The sequence below is a fragment of the Terriglobia bacterium genome (assembly GCA_020072565.1).
GTDB lineage: Bacteria > Acidobacteriota > UBA6911 > UBA6911 > UBA6911 > JAFNAG01.
Map to the genome: position 1 here is coordinate 13,344 of JAIQGI010000060.1, position 19,772 is coordinate 33,115.

The following is a 19,772-nucleotide window of genomic DNA, read 5'->3' on the forward strand; positions in this document are numbered from 1 at the left end:
GTGCGTATACTCTTGCGCTTGATGGAAAATCCTCATGGCCCGCGCGATCGAGAAGCACCGCATGGTGGAGATGCGTTACTACACCGCTTATCGCGACAAAACCACGCGCCGCAAGGTCGACCCGTACCGCGTCTGGTACGCCGCCGGCGCCTTGTACCTGATCGGCTACTGCCACATGCGCCAGGACATCCGCATGTTCGCCGTGGACCGCATCCAGTCGCTGACGGTCACCGCCCTCCCGTGCCAGATGCCCCTCGGCTTCAACGTGGAGGAATACGTCAAAAACGCCCTGACCGTGATGGTCGGCGGCCCGCAGATTGAGGTGGAACTCCGCTTCGACAAGAAAACCACCGCCTGGGCCAAAAATCGCATCTGGCACCCCAGCCAGAAAGCGACGATAACCAAGGACGGCTGCCTGACCCTGACGCTCCAGGTAGCCGAGACCCCCGAGCTAATCGGCTGGATCCTGAGCTTCGGGTCCGGCGTCCGGGTGATGCAGCCCGATTCACTTCGCCAAGAAGTTGTGGCCACCGCCGCGAAAATCGCGAACCAGAGTGACCCCCGATGTCACGTTTCTGCGCGAAAAAGATCGGCAGGGAGCGGATCAGGATCTAGCGGCGAATGCCGCTTGGATGCCAGCGAATAGAGGAAATAGGCGGCTGTATGGGAAAACATGATTCCTCAAAAACTCGTGTCGTCCCCGTCTTCAATGCCCTCATGGATCGAGATGCGACGGGAAACTCGTGGCTGCCTCATCTATGTCAACTCGGTTCGCGGGCAGTGGAGTGTATAGGATCTATCGTTGTCGGCACGCTACCACACGGTCATCCTCGATGGTGGGGCAAGAACGAGCGGCGTTTAGATCCTCACAGGCGTAGTTCTTTCAGCTCGGAGGCATCTAGTGAAGATAATCAAGCAGTTTATTGTCTGTTTTCTGGCGTATACCCTTGTCGCACAAGGACAGGGAAATGTTTTCAATAAGATCCGATATAACGGCGGATCGGTGGACTCAAAGGTGGACCCAAAAGATTGGAACAACCGCCTTACAGTCACTCCCGACACGATAACGCTAGCCCTGAAGGATGGCAAGAAAGTTGACATTCCTGCTAGATCGGTCACGTCTCTGAGCTACGGACAAGAGGCTCATCGTCGAGTGGGAACGATGATCGCCTTATCTATACTGGTCGCTCCGGTCGCATTGTTTGGACTTTTTCACAAAACGCGACTTCACTACATCGGCATCCAGTACGCAGTTCCCGATAACAAGACCGCCGGCATATTGCTGCAGGGTGACAAAGACAATTATCGAGCCGTTTTGGTTGCCTTACAGGGCGTGACCGGGGTACCGGTATCAGTGGGCGAAAAGGACCGCGAATTTGTACCGGTCGGAGTCAAGACTGATGTCACAAAAGGCCAGACTGACGAAAACGCTCCCGGTAAGAATCAGACTGTGACATCCGAAGCCGCAAAGGGGACCGTAAACGTTGCTTCGGTACCTCCCGGAGCAGATTTGTTGGTGGATGGAGAGTTCATCGGCAATTGTCCGGCCGTGCTTAAGCTTGCGCCCGGAAAGCACACTATAACTGCAAAGCTGTCCGGTTATAAAGATTGGACTCGTCAGATCACAGTACAGACCGGATCGGAAGTCCAGTTGACAGCGAACCTCGAAAAACAAAACTAATCAATCCAGCGTGAGACCGGGTTCTTGCGGATAACCTGGGACTTGCTTCGGTGCCGGAAGCCTTCCTGAGACCGCGCGCGTCCTCGCGCGCAAAACCATTGGGGGAGCCTCGGGCTTGACAAATGAGTTGAATGTAATTACAGTAATTACATGAAACCGACCGAACTCAAAATCGCGCGCATCGGCAACTCGAAGGGAGTCCGTGTACCCGCCGTTACATTGCGTCGATACGGTATCGGCGCATCTGTCCTCATGGAAGAGCGGATTGATGGAATCATGCTGCGCCCTGCGGGCCCCAGGGTAGAGAAACTCTCCTGGGAGGACACGGCCCGGGAAATTGCGCTCTCGGCAGAGGACTGGAGCGAGTGGGACCGTGTGACTTCCGATGGCCTGGAAATCCACCCCTGGGATAGCACAGTTCCCTCGAAAGTAGTCGAACGAAATGCGAGGTACAAAGCAGGGCGGCGGCCGAAAATCGTGAAGCGCTATGAAATCCGCTGGGCAGATCTTGAACCCGCCCAAGGGGCAGAGATGGCAAAGAGGAGGCCGGTCGTCGTCGTGAGCCTCGACGTTTTGAACCGGCAGCTTCAAACCGTGACGGTGTGCCCCTTGACGACCAGCATTCATCCCGCCTGGCGCTCACGGCTCCAAGTCCGGATCGGCCGACGCGATGCAGAGATCGCGGTCGATCAGATTCGGACCATCAGCAAGCGCCGGCTGGGATCAAGAATTGCCGTTCTCTCCGAAGGGCAAGCCGCGCTCCTGAGGCGGATCATCACCGAGATGTATGGCGAATGACGCTTGGTACCAGGAGCAGCCGCACTGGCTGCAAAATGGGCGCCGGCTGCCAGACGGCGCTCCATCAACGAAATTCTCGAGCAAGTGTCCCAGCAGGATCCGGTCCCTTCCCGGTAGTTCCGGACCGGCGCCAGAAAATCGGTGTCTGGCACTGATTTCCTCCCAAGCGCCGCAGGCGCCTTGGAGTGCGGCGGCATGCCGCCGCTTTTTCACTTGCGAATCAGGCATTTCGGTCCCTGTCACCGATTTCTTCTCGAACGCCACGGCCTCGCTCGACCGCGCAAAGTTTCGACATCCTTAGATTTTCCAAGTTTGCCTGATTCGGCTTGCGTCAATAGTAACACTATTGTTACCATTCGTCATGCTCACGATCAGGGAGTACCTTGATGCTAAGGGTGGCAGCCCTTTTGCGAAGTGGTTCAGCGGACTCAATGCACCGGCAGCGGCCAAGCTTACCACCTCTCTGGTTCGGATCGAGCACGGGAATTTTTCGAGCACGAAGGGAGTCGGAGCCGGCGTCATTGAATGCCGAATTGATTTCGGGCCCGGTTATCGAATCTATTTCGGGAAAGATGGCCATGCGCTCGTTATCCTGGTTGGGGGCGGAACCAAAAAACACCAGGACACAGATATCAGGATCGCCCATGAGCGTTGGGAAGACTATAAGGAGCGCAAAACCAGGGAGAAATAGCTATGCCTCTGACGCGCGATTTTAAGGAAACCATTCAAGCCCGCATCGAAAGCGATCCGGCTTTTCGGGACGAGCTTTTGCGCGAGGGCGTCGAATGCCTGCTCGCCGGCGAACTGGAGACCGGCAAGGCCATTTTGCGCGATTACATCAACGCCACGATTGGCTTCGCAAAGCTGAGCGGCCTCACCCACAAGTCGGCAAAGAGCCTCATGCGCATGCTTGGTCCGAAGGGAAATCCGCAGGCCCGCAACCTCCTGGAGTTAATCGCACACCTGCAGAAAACCAGCCGCGTCCGTATGGAGCTCTCCCTGAAACACGTCTGATCCTCACTTCTTGAGCCCCACAAAGAACGTGTTGGATCCGCTGGAAATCCGGTGACAGCCTACGCAATTCCCGAAATCGGCTCCAGGAACTTGTGAGTGTCCCCGGTTTTGAAATGATCAGAACAGTGCGCGGACGTGGCCGTGTCAACGGAATCCAAGGCTGATCAAAGTTGCCTGTTCGATTTGGGGTAAATATTTTTCTTCGATCCGGCCCAATCGCGCGACGAGGCGGTGCTGACTGACCGTGCGCAGGTGGCTGAGATTGATGGCACAGGGGCGGCGTAAGCCGTTTTCTTCGCTTGGTTCGACATTCACCAGAGTCGGGAGTTCCTTTACGCGGCCGGTGACGGCAGCAACGATCGTGGTGCCGGCATATCGGTTGCCGAGGTCGTTTTGCAGCACGAGCGCCGGGCGCTTTTTCCCGATTTCGGAACCTTCTATCGGATCGAAGCGCACCTGCCAGATTTCACCGCGACGGATTGTCTTCATCGTCGAGCCCATCCAGAAGGGTGGTGTCCCAGAGAGCGAGATCTTCGGCAGATTGCGGCTGTGAAGCCATGGCCTTGTAGCCTTCGATCATTCTCTTGTGAACTTGCCGGCGGCGATAGTCGCGGAGCGCCTCATTGATGAATGCGCTGGCATTGCTTTCGGCTTGGCTTTCGATGTATTCCCAGATATCAGCCTGGAGCGATATGGTTTTTTTAACCGCGGTCTTCCTCATCGCGCCCCCTAAATGGTAATACCGTTTCATCATACCATATCGCAACCTCAATAAGCGCAGCGACAAAAGGAAGTGCCAAATCATTAAGTGCAAAAAGCGCCCCGCTTTTTTGGCTCTAAGCCTGCGATTGAGGTCCTCAAATGGCGCTTTCTCAAGCTCATCCAGCAATTGCCGTCGTCAGGCCCCGATTCCTCAATCCTACACGCCTTCAACCGTTATCCATCAGCACCGTGCCGATCGTGCAGAACTGATAGCGTAACGTCCTTCGGCTGCCAAATCGTCCTCATGAGGTTCACGGTATTTCAGGGATTCCCAAATCTCTCAGGTAATTGAACGTGGAATCATAGAAAGCGGGCGAACGAGTCGGATCATACGTGCTGCCTGTTGGAACAAATACGACCATGCCTTGACGTGCGCGTGTGAGGAGGACTCGGTAGGCGTTGCGAAGGTAGACTCGGTTGTCGGCGCTCGCGATGTTCAGCCAGCGATCGCCGCGGAAGTCGTGGTAATTCCAACCCGACCCGTTAAACCGAAAGTCAGCATCCCAGGTTACACATACCCAATCGAGTTCGAGCCCTTGTACCTGAAATTCCGTGGCTGCATCTTCAAGATAATAGCTGGATCGCGTGTCGGTCGGCTCGTTCAGAAAATAATGAATAGGATCCACTGACACTCGAATATCGATCGCATGGGGCTTGAGCCGCATGGCCTTTGAAGAGGCAACCAACCCGAACCGCTCCGTTCCCCTCGCGTGCAAGCGAATCCACTGCTTGGCGGAATCCAGGTTGCGTGTGATCGCTATTGGGTACCGATCAGATATCTGGCTGAAGACCTGACGAGCCTGGTTCCTTTCGCAGTCGAGCAGCGCCTTTACGAATGCCGATACGTTCTCCGCGCGAAACGATCTCATTGAGACGGCCAGGTGCAGACACTCATCAAAATGAGTTCCCGTACGCTTGCTCACCATTCGTAAGGCATTGCCGGCAGCGTATTCACTGTCCGTGAGCCTGGACGAAATATGCATTTGCCATTCCGGGAAACCTTTGTTGACGGCCGCTAGCCATGCCTCGATGCCAGCCTCGCCTATATTGATCTCCTGCCCTCCGCCGACAAGACAGACAATCACCGCCCAATCCTTGTGCCGGTCCATGTAAGAGATGAGAAACTCTGGTTCGGACTGGGAAAAACCAGAGCGTCTCTTCCTGCGCAGCATGAAATTGGCAGTTTGTCTTAGATTCCATGCTCTTTGTGCTTCGTCGAAGATCACAACATGTTCGATCGGCGGGTTGGAATCGATTAAGCCGTCATCGCGGAAGTGGTGCACATTCTGAATGAAGGCCTTGACGCTTTCCCCAATCTTGCTCTTCCGCACTTTTTCGCCCAGAGTTTTCCGTCGCGTGAACTCGTCTCGCGTCAGCGCCTCGCGCAGCACAGCGATCAGTGGCGCGTTGCCGGAAAGGAATACGGCATGAGTGGTTTGATCGATGTCGCGTTTCTGCGTTGCGAGGTTAAGCCCCACCAGAGTCTTTCCCGCTCCCGGCACACCGGTCACAAAGCAGATCAATTTCTGCTTCTCGGATTGAGCCTCCTTGACTAACTCCTCAATTCGGCCCGAAGTGGTGTGCAAGTTCTCGGCGCCCGCGTCGAAACGAGCAATCGCTTCCACGGAGTGTTGGGCGTACAGAGCGCGTGCCGCTTCCACTATGGTGGGTGTTGGATGATAGGGAGCGCGAGCCCATATTTGAGCGTCGACATCAGAACCAGCAACCTTGCGTAGAGCCGAGTCGAGAACGCTCCGCAATCCTGAGGCCACGACAAGGACTGGACGGTAGACATTGTCTGGGTCTGCATGGAATATGACTTTGGGAGACTCTTTGGCCTCAGTGAATAGGAGAATAGGGACAATCGAAGTGCTGTGACTGGCCTCATGAAAGTTTTTGAGGTCGAGCGCATAATCCCAGACCTGGTCAATGGTGGCACGGTCGAAAGCCTTCTCTCCGACCTTAAACTCAACAGGGAACACGACCGGTCCGATGATCAAGATCGCGTCAACGCGCCGTCCCATTCGTGGAATGTTGAATTCAAGAAATACTGAGCCACTAATCCCATCTATTTGGCAACGGAGTATTTCGATCTCTGCGAGCCAAGCGTCACGTTGGCTTGGAATCATTGCGAAGTCGCAGTTTGCCGCAAGCTGACCTAATACGTCATTGGCACTTGACTTCATGAACTCGCTGATAGGAGCGCCATACCACGATCGTAAGGGCGAGGTCATGTCATCTCTATTGCAGGGAGGTTCCACGGGCCTAGTATGGCGAATCGAATCGCGAAAGGAAAGTAATAGAACGTCGGTATAGGAAACTGGGAACGGTGACTGGATTTGTGCAGGGCCCGGAACACGCCAGCTTGTAAGTAGCGACCTTGCGGTCCCGGTTCAGCACTCCCTCGATCTGGTCGATGGGGCGGAGCTGCTGATCCGAGCGCAAATCAAAGAGCAGGGTCGTCCAGCTGTATCCCGGGCGTCTGTCCGGGATTTCCCACTTGCCGATACGCTGGAAGCCGAGGCGCTCGAAGAGCAGTTCGAGCGCTTCCGGAACAAGCGGGGTAAACAGGCGACCGCGATCGTCGCGGCCTGAGGAACCATGTGAGTTTACCCATTCCGTTATTTGCAATTATGCATTTGTAGTGCATAATATCAATTATGCCTCGGACCCTGGCGGGTGACCGGTATATTCCACGCGCATTGGAGCCTGCGCTCAAGCGGGGAGTGCGGGAGTTCCCGGCTGTGGTGCTTACCGGGCCGCGGCAATCGGGGAAGACTACGCTGCTCAAGCATCTCTTTTCCCGAACCCATAATTATGTGTCTCTGGAGGCGCCGGATGTGCGCACGTCCGCCGGCGCCGATCCGCGCGGTTTCCTTCGAGCCTTTCCGCCGCCGGCAATTTACGATGAGATCCAGTATGCGCCCGATCTCCTTTCTTACATCAAGGAGGAGATCGACGCAACGCGGGCAGCAAAAGGACGCTTCATCCTTGCCGGCTCGCAGAACCTGCTGATGATGGAGAAAGTGACCGAATCGCTGGCGGGCCGCGCGGCCATCCTGCGCCTCTACCCTTTCACGAGGCGGGAGCTTGCGGGCGTTGCGGATAAGCCTCTGCCATGGGAGCAGGCCGGACGCGGAGCGAAAGCATCGCCGCTCGAGAGCGGAACGCATCTGTGGCAGGGAATCAGGCGCGGGTGGTATCCCGAGCCGGCCTCGGATCCCGGCCGGGACGTGCGGATGTGGCAAACGTCGTATCTTCAGACTTATCTGGAAAGGGATGTGCGAGGCTTGCGCTTCGTGGGAGATCTCGGCGTTTTTCAGGCGTTTCTGCGGACGTTGGCGCTGCGCAGCGGGCAGTTGCTGAACCTCACCGACGTGGCACGGGACATCGGGGTTGCCGTCAACACCGCCAAGAACTGGCTTTCCGTGCTGGAAGCGACCTTTCAGATCATCATCGTGCGGCCATGGCATGCCAATGCAGGGAAACGCCTGGTAAAGACGCCCAAAGTCTATCTGACGGATACAGGTCTGCTCTGCCGCCTGGCCGGGATCCGCGATTCGGACGAGCCGGCCGCCGGCCCGTTGGCCGGCACGCTGTTCGAGACCGCGGTGCTGGCCGACACCGTCAAGACTCTGGTAAACCGCGGGGAAGAGCCGCATGTCTGGTTCTGGCGAACCTCTGCAGGCAGGGAAGTAGATATGGTTCTCGAGACGGACAAAGGTCTGATCCCGGTTGAAATCAAACTCTCGGCAACGCCCAGACCGGAGATGGCCGCGGGAATTTTGTCTTTCCGATCCGATTATGGCAAGCGGGTCGGGCCCGGATTTGTAGTGCACATGGGGGAGATGCTGATTCGTGTGGCGCCGGAGGTAACCGCGATCCCCTTCGCGGCCTGGTAATATGTCCGCACCCGATAATAGAGCCCAACCGCCAGGGCATTGACCGACATCGATAGTGAAGAGCGGCTGATCCGGAAGACGTTCGCAGACCACTTGCGTGATCGGCTCGGCTGGGAACGCGCCTACGCGCGCAACACGGAGACTTTGGGGCCGCACGGCATGCTGGATAGTGCCTCAGAGCGGATCCGGTGTCAGGCCCGGAGAATTCAGCTGTTCGGAGATGGAGAAACTGAAACCTGCGACTAGACGTTTGGTCGTGCGCCGGAGTTCCAGCCAAAGGTGGATTTCCGAAAGAGGCGTCTACTGCGACCATGACAAGCAATTCTACAGGTAACAACCTCTTTGCCTAAAGCGGCCGGCGCCTCGCCGGCCGCCTTGGAGTGCGGCGGCATGACGCCGCTTTGCACGCGCCCTCGCCCCTCAACCTCAGAAATCATCCTCCACCTTGATCCGCTCAGTCCTGAACCTGTACACCGATTTGACGAACGCCGGCCGAGCGCTACGCTCGAACCATGCCGCCGAGCACCAACGATACTCTGAAGCCTTGCGCACAATCCGGTGATGGACGGGATTCTGATGTACATAGTTCAGCCGCGCCAGGTATGACCGCTGGAATGTGATGTGTGTATCCCAATACTGGTAAAACACTTTTCTTTCGGGGGTTCCATCTAGGGCATTCAACTCGCGCGCTATGGCTCCGTGAAGCTTGCCCAGCATGAACTGGAGATTTTGCGGATCGTCCGGCGAGAGTGCCACAAAGTGGTAATGGTTGATCATCACGGCCCACGCCTGCAGTTGCCAGACGAACTCCAGTGGGCAATTGAATAGCAGATTGAGGATCAAATCGAGCTGGGCAGCGGAGTTCGAGAAAGGGTATTTATTGTAGGTGCCGGCGGTGACCATGTAGGCGCCCTTTTCCCCGAGGCGATGGGCCGGGGCGTGCGGCCAATCGGAGGAGGAAGGAGTTCCATCATTGCCGGCGTCGGGCTGTGACTTGACATAGGTGGTCATAGAAGGCCTCACAGTAGTGATTTCCTGGGAGGCGCTTTTATTTCAAGAAATGTGAGGCAGGTCTCGTATTGATCGGGGAAAGCGGCGTCATGCCGCCGCACTCCAAGGCGCCTCCGGCGCATGAAAATCTCAGACTCAGGAGCCTCAGGTTTCTTTTCCGGGTCCAGGAAAAATGTCGCTCAATTTGGGCAGCTCCCAGGAATGCGAAGACTTGAAATCACAATTTGTGATTTCAAGTTGGGGCGGCCTGCGTCGAGCGGCACCCTACGCTTTTACGGAACAAGGGGTGGCGATGCTCTCCAGCGTATTGCGGAGCAATCGCGCGATTCAAGTCAACATCGAAATCATGCGCACCTTCGTGCGGCTGCGTCAGATGATTGGCACCTATTCGGAACTTGCAGACAAGCTTGAGGCGCTCGAACAAAAGTACGACGAACAGTTCAAAGTCGTTTTCGACGCGATTCGCGAACTGATGGCGCCTCCCGAACCGGAGAGGCACTCCATTGGATTTGCACCGAATGCGAACAAATGACTGAGAATATTGGTTTGGAAATTCTCAGATTCGTCGGCCTTCAGGCCTGGCCGGCGATGCAATTGTCCATGTGAGGGATTGCGGAAGGAACCTGGGGACGGTGACGGGTTTTGTGCTGCGCGGAGATCGCACTCAGGAGGATCGTAATCAGAATTGGACACCAACCCCAGTTTTTGACCACCGATAGATCATCGTATCTCTTGCGCGCAACCGGTGGCGGTCATGGTTCCCAACGGAGGCAGCCGCGTTGGAGGGCGGTTACTTCCACTGATTCCAGCATGACATGGAACGTCTTCGCGAGGTCCAGCCGCTTCGTGCCGGCAAAGCGGCCGGCTTCGTTTTGGAAGCGGACGGTGTTGGCCTGGTGCATCGCATCCCAGTAACTCACGATAGTATCCTTACGGCGCTTGAGCAGGTTACTGGTGGGGAGCCGGTCGGATTTTTCCCGATTGACCCGCGGTGCGGCGGGCAGGAGGTTCCATAGATCGTTGTTCCGCCACAACGAGAACGGCAGCACATGGTCCACATCGAAGGTCAGACCGAGCGCGCCGCCGGTCCATACACACTCCCTGGAAGGCAGCGCCGCATGGACCCGCCGGGCATCTTCGACATTCCGCTGCCAAACCGGGACGCGCAGGAGCCGGCCGATCACTTCGCTCGGGCTCATGGCCTGGCGAGAAATCTCCGACGTCAGCTCTCCCCAACGCAGGATGAGGGCATCCTGGATCCAGTGGCCCGAGAGGCACAGTTCGCGCCAGATCTCGCCGCTCACGATCATACGGCGGCTGCGCCCGTCATAAGAGAAGAGCGGCCCAGTCCCGAGTTAGCCCCCGGAATAAGTGACCGGCCCCGAGACAATCACCGTAACCAGCTTACGCAAAGCGTCCCTTAAGATCTCGCGCTGACCCTTGTGGAGCGAGTCATTCCTGAATGCGACGGCGGGGTAAACAGGGGAAATGGGTCGCTCACCAGTTTTTTGGAAGATTGCTGGGGCCCCATCCGGCGGCCGGGGCCTACTTGGAGCGCCTGAGGAATCCGCGGCTGCTCCGGCTTTTAGAACTTCACAACCCCCTTGCTGCTCCCGACCGCAAGCGGTGCGCCATCGTCGCCATAAAAGGTGAGATCGACACTGGCAGGCGCACCCGCGGCGAGCAGGACGAAACGCGTCAGGTATCCGCCTCCGTCCGCGATCTGCGGGAATACAAGGGGCGCCGGGGCTGACAGGGTCGCATCCGCGATTGGAAAAGTCGTCAGCAGGAAATCGCCTCTGGTGTTGGTCAGGGACTGCATCGTCAGAGCGGCGAAAGGTGATGGAGAAGTAATATCCAGAACTCCGGAGAATTCCGCCGGCAATCCCGAAATCATCTGGGATACAAATTGTGCGGCGTGCCCGTTCTTTTGCAGAATCAGCGGATCTCCGGCGTCGCCCGCAGGAGTGCTCCCGTCCTTTTCGTATGCCTTATACATCACGGTGATATCGGAAGCGGCGGGGTTCGCGACTGCCAGGCCCGTGCCACGATTCCCGGTGTGATCTATGTAGATCCGCGCATGGGTCGTTAATTCCGCCGCGGGGATTCCCGATTCTGTTACCAGAATCCCCTGTTTCGAGAAGCTGAAGATGCCTGCGCCCGCCGGGCTCAGCGTACCTGCATCCGGAGTCACCCGGACCCAACCGACGGCCAAGTTTTCAGCGGAGCCGGCGGTTTGAAACAGGAAGGTCCCGCCGGGCCGAATGGAGTAGCCGAGCGTCGAACCTGATGTTCCGTCAGCGCGTTTGACAACCAGGGGCATCCCGTTGTCACCATAGAGAGCCAGGTTCCCGGTTTCGACGGCGGCCGACGTATTGAGCAGGATCAGGGTCGTCAGATAGCCGCCCCCATCGGCAAATTGCGGAAAGTAAAGCGGCAGGCTGTCCGATGTCCGGGTCAGATCGACAACCGGCGTGCTCGTCAGAAGTGTCTCCTGGCGCTGGTTCAGGGTAATTCTCAGCGCCAGCATGGAAAGAGGCTGATCGCTCGCAACGTCCAGCGAGCCGAACTGGATGTCGGTCGGGAAATTGTCGGGGAGTTTGAAGTCGGGCGCGAGATCGTTCAGCTGGCTGATGAGCTTGGCAAAATGAGCCGCTCCGGCTATCGTCCCGTTGCCGGCGGCCAGGATTGCTCCGGCTTTATCCCGTAAGGTGTAAGACACGTTCGCAACGACGGAACCGTAGTTCACAAGCGTGATCCCGGTATCGATGTTCACGGGAGTGGCGCCTCCGTTGCCGGACATTGAGACACCCGAACGGTAATCGACGAAAATTCGGGCGGCGGCGGTGGGAGGAGAAACCGGCACAGCGGCCTCGCTCACGATGGCGCCGTTGCTGTTTTTAAAGCTGTAGACGGCAACTCCATAGGGAGCGCTGCCCGATGTGACTCCGGCTACGGCATAGCCGGCCTGAACAGGGGTGCCGGCGCCGATCGTCGAAGCGGCAGCGGCGCCGCCGTCCGGAAGTTGGACGCTCAACACAGGTGTCGGCGAGACTATTTGGAGTGCGCGTTGGAGCAACTCATCGACGCCGGACGCTGCCCCCGCCCGCGTCCGCGCGGCCGGAACCGTCGGCAGGATTCCGATGCCATGATGCTGCGAGCCGTCATGCTTGAGCACTTTCATACCGGTCCAATAGATCTGGTAGCCACCCGGAACCGTGAACGGATTGACGTTCCCGTTGGTTCCGGCCGTCGGACCTCCGACGATCTCGGCCAGCCTGTAATACTCGACAATGCCCATGCAGGATTCGGCGTAACTGATGGCCCGGCCATCGGTGATGAACGCTTTCTTCCCTTTCAGAAATGGATCCTGAGGGGGCATGAAGTTCCACCGGCTCGTCTGGAATTGCACTTCCTTTTGGTCAGGGAACATGACGATGGGAACGTTCCACCACGCGCTCGTCACCGGCTGTTCGGAAATGTGAGAGAAGAGTGTGGCCGGATTAGTTATTTTGCCCGGATACCCACGCATGTCGAAGACGATGCCCTGCGCCTGTGCGAGCTGGGGTACAGCGGAGAGAATATCTCCATCCGAAACCGCGTTGAGATCCACGTAGAAGATGCCCGGTTCCAGTTCTGAGATCTTCGAGGGGCGGGGTTCCTGGATACTCGAAATCGGCGTGTCGCGCGTCACTGTAACCTGGATCTGTTTTCCCGGGGTGGCCCAGGGTTCGATCTCCAGCGTCATGGTTTCCCCTTGGTTCCCCAGGTAGAGATCCTGAATTCCCCGGTAGAGAATCCATTGCGGAGTTGCTCCCGAAATCAGGCTTTCGACCTCGGCCAGGGCTGTCGCGGCAGGCTTGCCGTTGATCGACAGCACCACATCACCGGGATTAAGACCCTTCTCCTCAAATATCCGGGTGATGACAAGATGCCCTTCAATCCAATCCCAGGCGAACGGCGGTCCATATGTGTGGCTCGGGATGCCGGAGTTGTAGACTCTGCCATGGCCATCGTGGAGCGCGGCCACAAGGCGGCGCAAGGTGTCGAGGAAACGAGTCTCGTCTGTGTCGGTTGCGGCTGAGCTCAAGGCCGCAGTCAGAGCCGCGGGCCAGTCGGTATCGACGACATCAAAGTAGGGGTAGAAATGCTGGAATACATTCCAGGCGAGCGCCACCGCAGCGAGCCGGGTCGCACGATCCTGCGCTGTATATCTGTACATCGTGGGACCGGGCATGGCGCCCCGCGGCCAGGTACCGGTCGAGTCGGCGAAGAGCGCAAGGGGGAAGGAACAGGAGACCCCGCCACCCAGTTCGGCTTGGTACGGCTCTTGATAAGCAGCCAGATCGTCCGGGACCTTCCCAGCGGGTGCATTCGTGTATTTTCGCACGCTTTGATAGATGCTCTGGGAACTCCCTGTGCCGAAGCCCAGGTTGTTCCACATTACAACTTGAACGGTGTTCGAGGGACTCGGCGGTGGCGTGGGTCGGACAATAGGTGGATTGTCCCCCGTCGGGAAAACCGTCAAGGTTGGTGCGATTGGGTGGAACAACGTCTCGAGCGTGTTGGCGAGTTCCGTTGCATTACCGGCATTCTCCACCGCGCGCATTCCTTCGATGGCGAATCGATCCCATTCGGTTGCCGCGGCTTCATCGCTTGGATGGAAGTGACGGATATAACCAAGCAGGCGGGTAAAAGCAACTACACTCTCCAACCCGCGGGGAGTCATGGGTCGGGCGGGTTCAGTGATCGGATCGGGCAGGGCGATCATTTGGAAGGAGCAGTCGTCGATCCAGGCGGTGCCGCTCCCATGGAGGATCAGCCCCAGGTAAATTTGAGTCGCGTCCATGGCCACAACACCGGTGATCTCGTAGTAGCTCCACTGTGGAGTGGTGATCGGGCGATTCCCCATGTTGTCAAAGAATCCCGTTTGCCCGTTTGGTCGGACGACCTGCAACCAGAGCTGTGCCTGATTGTTATAACCCGAGACCGTTGCCCGCACGGCAGCCCGAAAGCTCACTTGTCTGCCACGGAAAGGGGCAGCATCGAATGCCTGAGACAGATGACCGAAATCGTTCTGCGCCGCTGCACCCGCGCGCGCGATAACCGCGCACATCGCGCCGCTGATCGGATTCATATTGGTCAGGCTGGCGGCATATCCCTGGGCCGATTCACCGAAGTACCATCCTGTCGGCAATTGGCCCGCTACTCCCTGTTCGAAATTCAGGTTGACTGGCCCGGTCTGGGCGAACAGGAGCGGGGAAATTGGGAGCAACGGATAAGCAAAAAGTAGCAATAAGCCGGCTATGATCGTTTTTGTGAATATGGCCTTCATGTGCGATTCTCCGGCGCCGGCGCCTTGAAGCCCGGGCAAGACGGTTCGTGCTTTTTCGGACATGCAGCCTCGTACGGCTGAGACACTGATCACGAAAACTTTGGCTGGAAGAATCAAAGAAACTCACTGAATCAGATGACGGAATTCAGGGATAGGTTCACCAGAAATGCCGGGCATACCACCCGGTGGAGGTTGCCGGGAATGCCGAATTGAATATTGAACCGCGAAGACCTCAAAGATCGCAAAGAGACTTGGGACCAGCGGGACTGATGACGCCAACTGGTTGATCGAGGGAAAAATCCAGAGTTCTCGAGCTCCACATGACCGTTAAGGCCCCATCGCGAAGCCCAGGATGATGCTTACAGACGTTCTTGGGAGGCTGGCGTCGTCAAAACGCTTTACCTCTTTACCTCTTCGATCCGGAACCAGTCAATGTCCACGTGGCCCGTCTCCGCGGCGCCGGCAGGGGCGAGCGCGAATACCCCGATCCGGGCTCCGACCCAGGCGCCTTTTCGCGCCTGAAAGGGGCTGCCGATTTCCTTGAAGGTCTTGCCGTCGGTGCTGGCGCTGAAGCGGCACAAAGCGCCTTCGCTTACCTCCACACGCAGGTCGACCGGCCCGATAGAGTTCACAAGAGCAGTAGCCTCGTCCAGTGCGCGGCCACCCCTGTCCGCATCGATGCATGTGGTTCGGACCAGGTGGGGGCGGCCGTCGCCGCTGTCCAGCTGGATTGCGAGGTAGCTGTAATTCAGGCCAAAGACGACGATACCTGCGCGTATGCCGAGGTTTGGATTGAGGTCGAGACGAGTCGTCGCGCGGAAGGACGGCGCGGGGAATTTCTGCAGCAGCAGGTTGGGCTTGTCCCACAGCGTGTAATCCGCCGCCGGCACGGCACGCAGCCGTAACCAGCCTGGGCGTGCACCCAAATCCCACCAATGGCGCTGGTGGTTCGCCGCCCATTGCCACTGAAGCCCGAGAGCCGGCGCATTGAATTCGTCTCCGGTCTGGGGTGCCTCGATGGCGCCCGGCTTGCCGGCATCCGGTTTCTTTCCGCCGGGTACCGGCTCCCCGATGCCGTCACCATCCGGGTCATTCCCGATCACCGGCCAGTCGTCATGCCATGTCATAGGCTGCAGGTGGACGATGCGTCCATACGCATCCGCATCCTGGAAGTGAACAAACCATGACAGGCCGCGGGCCGTTTCGACCCAGGCGCCCTGGTGTGGGCCATTGACTGCGGTCTTGCCCTGGTGCATGACGATGCGATCCTGGTAGGGTCCGAACACACTCCTCGCGCGCAGCGCTACCTGCCAACCGGTCGCGACGCCGCCGGCCGGCGCGAAGATGTAGTAGTAGCCATTCCGCTTGTAAAACTTGGGCCCCTCGATGGTGGGATGCCTGTCCCCGCCCTCGAATACGGGCCGGCCCTCGTCCAGGATGCGCCTCCCGTCAGGACTCATGCGGCACACTGTCAGCACCCCGTTGAATCCGGCGCGGCTCTTTGCCCATGCATGCACTAGTGTAGTGAGTCAGAAGTCCGTTGACATATGATTTGCAGGAAAGACAAGGGTTTCTGTCGAATTCATGGCTGTCATAAGTAAAGATCTGTTTGACGCACTACACTAGGTATGCCTGGCCGTCATCATCCCAAAGCGGGCATGGATCGATCCAACCCTTCGCATCGCGCACGAGAAACAGCGGATCCCAGGGCCCTTCCGGATTTGCCGACGACGACATGAAAATTCCCAGATCAGGGTCGCCATAATAAACGTAGAACCGGCCGGCATGCTCGCGGAGGCTCGGCGCCCAGACACCCTTGCCGTGCTGCGGCGCATCGAACACGGGCGCCGGAAGGTTTTCGCTCACGTGCCCGACAATGCGCCAGTTCACGAGGTCGGGAGACCGGAGAACAGGCAGGGCGGGCGTTGAGACAAAACTGGACGACACCATATAGAAATACCGGCCTGCGCGCACGACGTCAGGGTCGGAGTAGTCGGCATAGATGACCGGATTATGATAGGTCCCATCGCCATTGTCCGGAACCCAGGGAGCCACACGTGAACCGGATACCTGCTGGATGACCACGAAGGCTAATAACGACGCTATCAGAGTTCGCATCATTCCCCTTCCGGCAGGCCAGCTGCGACCAGTCCGGACGCGGCCGGCAGACAATGATAGCAGCCGCCTCCCATGGTGGACATCCATTCTACGCGAATTCAATACCAGGTCGGCAAAAGTTCGCGCCGGCGAAAATCCGCGTCCGCAAACAATCACGGTTAGCGAAGCCGTGCCCTCCGGCTGGTTTCAAGCTGGAAACCGCGTGATGCTGCATCTCAAATGCCTTCACACGCTTGATTGCTGCGGAAAATCCGTTATACTGATCTGCGGATTTGCGGATTATGGAGAAGAACATGAACAATATTTATCATGTGCAGGTGGTGCGCCGGGGCGTCATCACCCTTCCCAAAGATTTGCGTGAGCAAAGCCACATCGCCGAGGGAGACACGCTGACTCTGATTGATTTGGGTGATGGCGTGGTGGTCATGAGTCCGCGCCGCTCACGGGTTGATGAGATTGCCGATAAGCTCGCCAAAGCATGGCAAGACTCCGGTGAAACCCTTGAATCGATGTTGGCCACCCTGCGGGAAGTGCGCGCCGAATATGACGCCAAAAAGCCTTAAAGCCTTTCTGGATACGAGCGTACCCTTTGCCGCCGTGTTCTCCCCAACCGGGGGGGCGCGCAAACTCTTTTGCCTGGCGGAAGCGGGTGTGTTGCGCCTTATGGTCGGGCCAACCGTCTTGCGTGAAGCCGATGAGGTTGTGCGCCGCAAAGCGATGGCCTCGCGGCCGGTCCTGGCACAGCTTCTCGACGCCGGGCGGGTGGAAACATCTCCAGCGCCCACAGAAATCCAGGTTGAGGGCGCCCGGCAGCATGTTCAATACGCGCCGGACGCACGGGTACTGGCGGAGGCCATCCGCGCCGAACCGGATTGGTTTGTCACCCATGACAAGGAGCATTTTCTGAACGGGAAACAGGCGCTAAAACTCCCTTTTGCAATCGGCACGCCGGGAGACTTAATCCAAAGCATCCAAGACGGTTTCTATCCGCCTTGAAGGTTGGAGAATCACCTGGAGCATGATCGTGGCTGATAATCAGCCATCAAATGGAGGCCGTAAAAGCCAGCCACGAATGGCACGGCGCGGAATATCTGCAACCTAAAGCCTCGACGCAGAGGTCGCGGAGCCCGCAGAGGATTTTCGCTTCTGCATGACTTTTCTCCGCGACCTCTGCGACCTGTGCGCAGAGCTTTTGCTTTTCTTGCCTAAATGGCGGGGATCTGTGGGCAAGTAGTGCGAAATTCACGAATGTGCCATTCGTGGCCGCTTTCCGTCTTTGGGGACTGTCTTCGGAACCTGCGCGCGGTCAGACGCGGGCTGGGTTCGCAAACGCATTCTGACCCGACGATCTGCTGAACGGCGGGGTGGTTGGTGTATCCTGTTGGCTCGAGGTTCGACTCGTCTACTCGTGGAGGTGATTGATGTCCCGGAAATGTAGCTATGGCATAACCGTTGTTCTCGCCGCTTGCCTGCTGGCCGGCGCCGGCGCGTCCCGGCAGGCAGCCCGGGGCGGGCAGGCGGAGCAGGGCCTCACGGCCGAGCGGGCGCTGGCCGCCACCATCTCCGAAACGCGCATGGTGGAGACCGTGCGCCGGCTGGTCGGCTTCGGCACGCGCGCGTACGGGTCGCCTTCGAACCATGAGGCGGCCTCCTGGCTTGCCGCGTCCTTCCGCGAGGCGGGGTTGGAGGTGACCGTGCGGCAGGACGCGCCCCGCGACTGGTACCAGCCGGTGTCCTGCGAGATCCGCGCGTTCGCTGAAGCGGCGGGAAGCGGCGGTTCGGTGCTCAAGACGAGCTGGCCGTTCACGGGCTCGCCATCCGGGAAGGGCGAAGGTCCGCTGGCGCTGCAGGCAGCGCCGGGAGCCGTCTGCCTGATCTCCACCAACCCGACGCCGGATGCGACGGCCGGGTGCGCGGCGGTGCTGTTCGACGGCAGGTCGTCCGCATCGGGGTGGCCGAGTGTCGGCCGCGCGCGCGGGACGTGGGCGATCCCGTTAATTGCCGTCTCACCGAAGGAGGCGAACCCGCTGCGTGAGCGGCTGGCAGCCGGCGAAAAGGTGCGCGTCTCGTTCGCGGTCGAAGGGAAGTCCGGCAACGGTCCGGCCGAGACGGTCGTGGCGACGCTGCCGGGCAAGGACCGCTCGAAATACGTGCTCTTCTGCGCCCACGGCGACTCCGACTCGGGCGGGCCGGGCGCCAACGACAACGCCTCCGGCGTGGCCATTGTGCTCGAAATCGCGCGCGCCGCGGCGGCAGCCGTGAAGTCGGGCGCGATGCCGCAGCCGGCCTGGGATCTCCGCTTCGCCTCCTGGGGCGGCGAGATGTCCTCGACGCGCGAATACGTGGCGGCGATGGACAAGGATCCCTGCCGCCTGCAAGCGGTGTTCAACTACGACCAGTCCGGCTTCGGGGCGTCGAAGGACGCGCTCTACGTCGAGCCCGACGATGTCGCGGTGAACAAGGAACTCATCACCCTGGTGCGCGCGGTCATGAAGGACCATCTCGGCACCCGCGGCTTCCCCGAGCACGCCGCCAGCGTCAAGACCCAGGGGGGAACCGACTCCTACGTATTCCAGAATGCCAGGACTCCAGGCGCGACCCTGTACCCGGCGGTGACGCTCTACACCTCCGCCTGGGACCGGGAGCGCACCCAGCCGGTGACCGAGGGCTTCCCGCCCCTTAACTGGTATGCGGGAGAGAAGCCCGGGATGGTGACCGTGGACGGCGACCCCTTCTATCACTCGGTCGGCGACACGCCGGCCAACACCACAGACACTGAACCGTTCAACATGGGCTGGTGCGCGCGCGTCGGGCTGTTGAGCTGCCTGCGCCTCCTGGGCGGAAAGTAGGTCCCGGCGAATAACAAAGGATTAACGTAAAGGCCCACAGGGAGGCGGAGAGGTATGAATCCGCGCTCTCTGTTTTCCTCCGCGGCCTCTGCGTTGAGCTGCGTTGAGCTTTTACTATTGAGCGTCAGATATTCTGGTGACGTTATTTCAAATATATATGTGCCGCCCCTTCAGGCATGCGCGTCAAGTTAAGGAGCGTGTCGCTTTTTGAGAAATGAGTTTCGGGAGCGGACGCGCTTGAGGATGAAAGTGTTTCGATCCTCCACCAGCCATTCCATTGTCTCGCCTTTTTGAACTTCCGC

The 19,772-nt window shown here is 58.6% G+C and carries 19 protein-coding genes; 10 read left to right on the forward strand and 9 right to left on the reverse strand.

The window, feature by feature from the left end; all coding sequences use genetic code 11:
- Positions 1–34: 34 nt before the first annotated feature.
- From LAP85_25460 to LAP85_25480, 5 genes are all read left to right on the forward strand, one after another.
- Positions 35–646, forward strand: coding sequence for a WYL domain-containing protein (locus LAP85_25460; protein ID MBZ5499761.1), 612 nt, complete (start codon positions 35–37; stop codon positions 644–646).
- A gap of 255 nt (positions 647–901) precedes the next feature.
- The gene (locus tag LAP85_25465; protein ID MBZ5499762.1) at positions 902–1,681 is read left to right on the forward strand and encodes a PEGA domain-containing protein; all 780 of its coding nucleotides are present in this window, start codon (positions 902–904) and stop codon (positions 1,679–1,681) included.
- Positions 1,682–1,957: 276 nt separating this feature from the next.
- Positions 1,958–2,479, forward strand: a complete 522-nt coding sequence (locus LAP85_25470; GenBank protein ID MBZ5499763.1) for a type II toxin-antitoxin system PemK/MazF family toxin — start codon at positions 1,958–1,960, stop codon at positions 2,477–2,479.
- A gap of 361 nt (positions 2,480–2,840) precedes the next feature.
- On the forward strand, positions 2,841–3,170 hold the full coding sequence (locus LAP85_25475) for a type II toxin-antitoxin system RelE/ParE family toxin (protein MBZ5499764.1): 330 nt from the start codon (positions 2,841–2,843) through the stop codon (positions 3,168–3,170).
- A 2-nt stretch (positions 3,171–3,172) separates the two neighbouring features.
- Positions 3,173–3,493: a transcriptional regulator gene (locus LAP85_25480; protein ID MBZ5499765.1), complete on the forward strand. Its 321-nt coding sequence runs from the start codon at positions 3,173–3,175 to the stop codon at positions 3,491–3,493.
- A 144-nt stretch (positions 3,494–3,637) separates the two neighbouring features.
- On the opposite strand, the gene LAP85_25485 is transcribed toward LAP85_25480, so the two are convergent.
- From LAP85_25485 to LAP85_25500, 4 genes are all read right to left on the reverse strand, one after another.
- Positions 3,638–3,982 carry a type II toxin-antitoxin system PemK/MazF family toxin gene (locus tag LAP85_25485; GenBank protein MBZ5499766.1) on the reverse strand — a complete coding sequence of 115 codons (345 nt, stop codon included), beginning with the start codon at positions 3,980–3,982 and terminating at the stop codon, positions 3,638–3,640.
- Entirely contained in the window at positions 3,960–4,214 is a 255-nt protein-coding gene (locus LAP85_25490; protein ID MBZ5499767.1) for a hypothetical protein, read from the reverse strand. The genes LAP85_25485 and LAP85_25490 overlap by 23 nt, the downstream gene beginning before the upstream one ends.
- Positions 4,215–4,506: 292 nt before the next feature.
- Positions 4,507–6,489 carry a DUF2075 domain-containing protein gene (locus LAP85_25495; GenBank protein ID MBZ5499768.1) on the reverse strand — a complete coding sequence of 661 codons (1,983 nt, stop codon included), beginning with the start codon at positions 6,487–6,489 and terminating at the stop codon, positions 4,507–4,509.
- 31 nt (positions 6,490–6,520) lie between these two features.
- Positions 6,521–6,886, reverse strand: a complete 366-nt coding sequence (locus LAP85_25500; GenBank protein MBZ5499769.1) for a hypothetical protein — start codon at positions 6,884–6,886, stop codon at positions 6,521–6,523.
- 29 nt (positions 6,887–6,915) lie between these two features.
- Here LAP85_25500 and LAP85_25505 point away from each other — a divergent pair, with 29 nt between their 5' ends.
- A complete protein-coding gene (locus tag LAP85_25505) occupies positions 6,916–8,157 on the forward strand; it encodes an ATP-binding protein (protein ID MBZ5499770.1) in 1,242 nt (413 codons plus the stop codon).
- Positions 8,158–8,583: 426 nt separating this feature from the next.
- Here the strand turns inward: LAP85_25505 and LAP85_25510 are convergent, their stop codons facing one another.
- Complete coding sequence (locus tag LAP85_25510; GenBank protein MBZ5499771.1) at positions 8,584–9,168, reverse strand: hypothetical protein; 585 nt, start codon at positions 9,166–9,168, stop codon at positions 8,584–8,586.
- A 172-nt stretch (positions 9,169–9,340) separates the two neighbouring features.
- Here LAP85_25510 and LAP85_25515 point away from each other — a divergent pair, with 172 nt between their 5' ends.
- Complete coding sequence (locus LAP85_25515; protein ID MBZ5499772.1) at positions 9,341–9,700, forward strand: ORF6N domain-containing protein; 360 nt, start codon at positions 9,341–9,343, stop codon at positions 9,698–9,700.
- Between the two features lie 220 nt (positions 9,701–9,920).
- Here the strand turns inward: LAP85_25515 and LAP85_25520 are convergent, their stop codons facing one another.
- The 4 genes from LAP85_25520 to LAP85_25535 form a co-directional block, all read right to left on the reverse strand.
- On the reverse strand, positions 9,921–10,478 hold the full coding sequence (locus LAP85_25520; protein ID MBZ5499773.1) for a hypothetical protein: 558 nt from the start codon (positions 10,476–10,478) through the stop codon (positions 9,921–9,923).
- 275 nt (positions 10,479–10,753) lie between these two features.
- Positions 10,754–14,566 (reverse strand): hypothetical protein, encoded by a 3,813-nt coding sequence (locus LAP85_25525; GenBank protein MBZ5499774.1) that lies wholly within the window; start codon positions 14,564–14,566, stop codon positions 10,754–10,756.
- Positions 14,567–14,901: 335 nt separating this feature from the next.
- Positions 14,902–15,981 carry a family 43 glycosylhydrolase gene (locus LAP85_25530; GenBank protein MBZ5499775.1) on the reverse strand — a complete coding sequence of 360 codons (1,080 nt, stop codon included), beginning with the start codon at positions 15,979–15,981 and terminating at the stop codon, positions 14,902–14,904.
- A 139-nt stretch (positions 15,982–16,120) separates the two neighbouring features.
- Positions 16,121–16,624 (reverse strand): family 43 glycosylhydrolase, encoded by a 504-nt coding sequence (locus tag LAP85_25535; GenBank protein ID MBZ5499776.1) that lies wholly within the window; start codon positions 16,622–16,624, stop codon positions 16,121–16,123.
- Between the two features lie 290 nt (positions 16,625–16,914).
- Here LAP85_25535 and LAP85_25540 point away from each other — a divergent pair, with 290 nt between their 5' ends.
- The 3 genes from LAP85_25540 (at position 16,915) to LAP85_25550 (ending at position 19,470) form a co-directional block, all read left to right on the forward strand.
- Entirely contained in the window at positions 16,915–17,184 is a 270-nt protein-coding gene (locus LAP85_25540) for an AbrB/MazE/SpoVT family DNA-binding domain-containing protein (GenBank protein ID MBZ5499777.1), read from the forward strand.
- On the forward strand, positions 17,165–17,617 hold the full coding sequence (locus LAP85_25545) for a type II toxin-antitoxin system VapC family toxin (protein ID MBZ5499778.1): 453 nt from the start codon (positions 17,165–17,167) through the stop codon (positions 17,615–17,617). Before LAP85_25540 ends, LAP85_25545 begins: the two co-directional genes overlap by 20 nt.
- A 425-nt stretch (positions 17,618–18,042) precedes the next feature.
- Positions 18,043–19,470 carry a M28 family peptidase gene (locus LAP85_25550; protein MBZ5499779.1) on the forward strand — a complete coding sequence of 476 codons (1,428 nt, stop codon included), beginning with the start codon at positions 18,043–18,045 and terminating at the stop codon, positions 19,468–19,470.
- Positions 19,471–19,772 lie beyond the last annotated feature (302 nt).

Coding starts and splice junctions, on each gene's coding strand:
- LAP85_25525 (MBZ5499774.1), bottom strand. CDS start 14,566: ATGTCCGAAAAAGCACGAACCGTCTTGCCCGGGCTTCAAGGCGCCGGC.
- LAP85_25540 (MBZ5499777.1), top strand. CDS start 16,915: ATGAACAATATTTATCATGTGCAGGTGGTGCGCCGGGGCGTCATCACC.
- LAP85_25520 (MBZ5499773.1), bottom strand. CDS start 10,478: ATGATCGTGAGCGGCGAGATCTGGCGCGAACTGTGCCTCTCGGGCCAC.
- LAP85_25490 (MBZ5499767.1), bottom strand. CDS start 4,214: ATGAGGAAGACCGCGGTTAAAAAAACCATATCGCTCCAGGCTGATATC.
- LAP85_25515 (MBZ5499772.1), top strand. CDS start 9,341: ATGTCGCTCAATTTGGGCAGCTCCCAGGAATGCGAAGACTTGAAATCA.
- LAP85_25535 (MBZ5499776.1), bottom strand. CDS start 16,624: ATGATGCGAACTCTGATAGCGTCGTTATTAGCCTTCGTGGTCATCCAG.
- LAP85_25460 (MBZ5499761.1), top strand. CDS start 35: ATGGCCCGCGCGATCGAGAAGCACCGCATGGTGGAGATGCGTTACTAC.
- LAP85_25485 (MBZ5499766.1), bottom strand. CDS start 3,982: ATGAAGACAATCCGTCGCGGTGAAATCTGGCAGGTGCGCTTCGATCCG.
- LAP85_25545 (MBZ5499778.1), top strand. CDS start 17,165: ATGACGCCAAAAAGCCTTAAAGCCTTTCTGGATACGAGCGTACCCTTT.
- LAP85_25495 (MBZ5499768.1), bottom strand. CDS start 6,489: ATGACCTCGCCCTTACGATCGTGGTATGGCGCTCCTATCAGCGAGTTC.
- LAP85_25480 (MBZ5499765.1), top strand. CDS start 3,173: ATGCCTCTGACGCGCGATTTTAAGGAAACCATTCAAGCCCGCATCGAA.
- LAP85_25505 (MBZ5499770.1), top strand. CDS start 6,916: ATGCCTCGGACCCTGGCGGGTGACCGGTATATTCCACGCGCATTGGAG.
- LAP85_25550 (MBZ5499779.1), top strand. CDS start 18,043: ATGTCCCGGAAATGTAGCTATGGCATAACCGTTGTTCTCGCCGCTTGC.
- LAP85_25510 (MBZ5499771.1), bottom strand. CDS start 9,168: ATGACCACCTATGTCAAGTCACAGCCCGACGCCGGCAATGATGGAACT.
- LAP85_25475 (MBZ5499764.1), top strand. CDS start 2,841: ATGCTCACGATCAGGGAGTACCTTGATGCTAAGGGTGGCAGCCCTTTT.
- LAP85_25470 (MBZ5499763.1), top strand. CDS start 1,958: ATGCTGCGCCCTGCGGGCCCCAGGGTAGAGAAACTCTCCTGGGAGGAC.